This is a genomic window from Salicola sp. AFF1 (genome assembly GCF_056783195.1).
This window is the reverse complement of sequence record NZ_JBXAYL010000095.1, coordinates 1-1,386: the sequence shown is the minus strand read 5'-3', so window position 1 is coordinate 1,386 and position 1,386 is coordinate 1. Positions and strand designations below refer to the sequence as shown.

Genomic DNA, 1,386 nt, shown 5'->3' with positions numbered 1-1,386 from the left:
TCAATGGCCGGCGCTGTTTTGACATTTGTCATACACTCCGTATCCTTGCGTGCACCATTCTGATGCAGACGAGACGCATGCCCAATCCACAGCAGGAACCCAACTCGAGCACTGGCCTTCTGCCGTTCCCCCATTACCGCCTCAGCAGCCTGCAGGAGAAGCACGGCCACCGCCCTGTTCTGGCAACCTTTAACCTGATCAACGGCGCCATCAGCATCGCACTGATCGCGGCCCTGGCGCTTGTCACCCAGGAGGCGCTGATTTTTCCCTCGCTGGGGGCCACGGCATTTATTCTGTTCTATGCCCCGCTGGCCGAGCCGGCGTCTCCGCGCAACACCTTTCTGGGACACCTTATCGGTGCCATTGCCGGCTTTCTGTCGCTGGCTCTTTTCGGTCTGCTTGATGCACCCTCCGCCGTGGCTAATGGCGTGGATGCCGCGCGCGTGGGCGCGGCTGTTTTGTCCCTGGGTACGTGCGGGGCGTTAATGATCCTGCTGCGCTCACCGCACCCGCCGGCGGGAGCCACCGCAATGATCGTCTCACTGGGGCTAATGCCCCATCCGGGGCAGTTCCCGATACTGATGTCGGGCGTTGCTCTGTTGGTGGGTCAGGCGTTTGTCATGAACCGTCTGGCGGGGATTGCGTACCCGATCTGGCGGTCGCGGTAGGCCGCCCGACTACTGGATGCTCCAGTCAGCCGCATTCGGACCAGCTTCATTGAATCTGATGCGTACTGACCCTGACCCCGTTTCAGTACCTCTAATCATCTCTTGGGTACAAGGCCGAGGATAGCGCGCTCCGAAAAAATTTGTTAGCTTCTCTCGACAGCGAAGCATCGCACATGGACAACACACCATAAGGAACTGGTATGCCATCATCAATCTACTACCCGAGAACCCCCACCTCATCAAAGAAAATCGCCAAGAAAACCCGCCCTGCGGACATGACGTCCGAGGAGTTCGAGAGAATGTTTCTGGCTGCCAACGGGAAATCCCCGGATAGGGAATGCGCCTGCTCACCCAATAAACCAGTAGTGGTCCCGTCCTCGGCTCACAATCGCTCCGTCAGTATTGCGCCGCTGAAAGCATGCACCGCTGAACAACGACAGACGCTATCCCACATGAGCCATTATGCCGGTGGCGCCGCGGTAATGGGGCTGGCGAATCTGCTTTGGGACACCAAAATTCCTGATGCAGTGGGTGACCTGACCACGTTTGGCGGCAACGGCATGGGCGCCGCCGTGGCACAATCCGACCGGGTATTGGGCGCCATCAACAAATACGACCTGGCGAACACGCACTATGAAGACCTGAAGAATCACCGGGCTGCCCCCAGAACGATCAACGCCGCAAAAACGCGGGCACAGGCCGCCTTCAAGGAAATGAA

The 1,386-nt window shown here is 58.7% G+C and carries 2 protein-coding genes; both read left to right on the top strand.

The window, feature by feature from the left end:
• A partial coding sequence (locus tag AC1RQI_RS16845; protein ID WP_481905769.1) for an HPP family protein occupies positions 1 to 668 on the top strand: 668 nt, incomplete at its 5' end.
• 275 nt (positions 669 to 943) lie between these two features.
• Positions 944 to 1,386: hypothetical protein (locus AC1RQI_RS16840; protein ID WP_481905768.1), on the top strand; the 443-nt coding region annotated here is incomplete at its 3' end.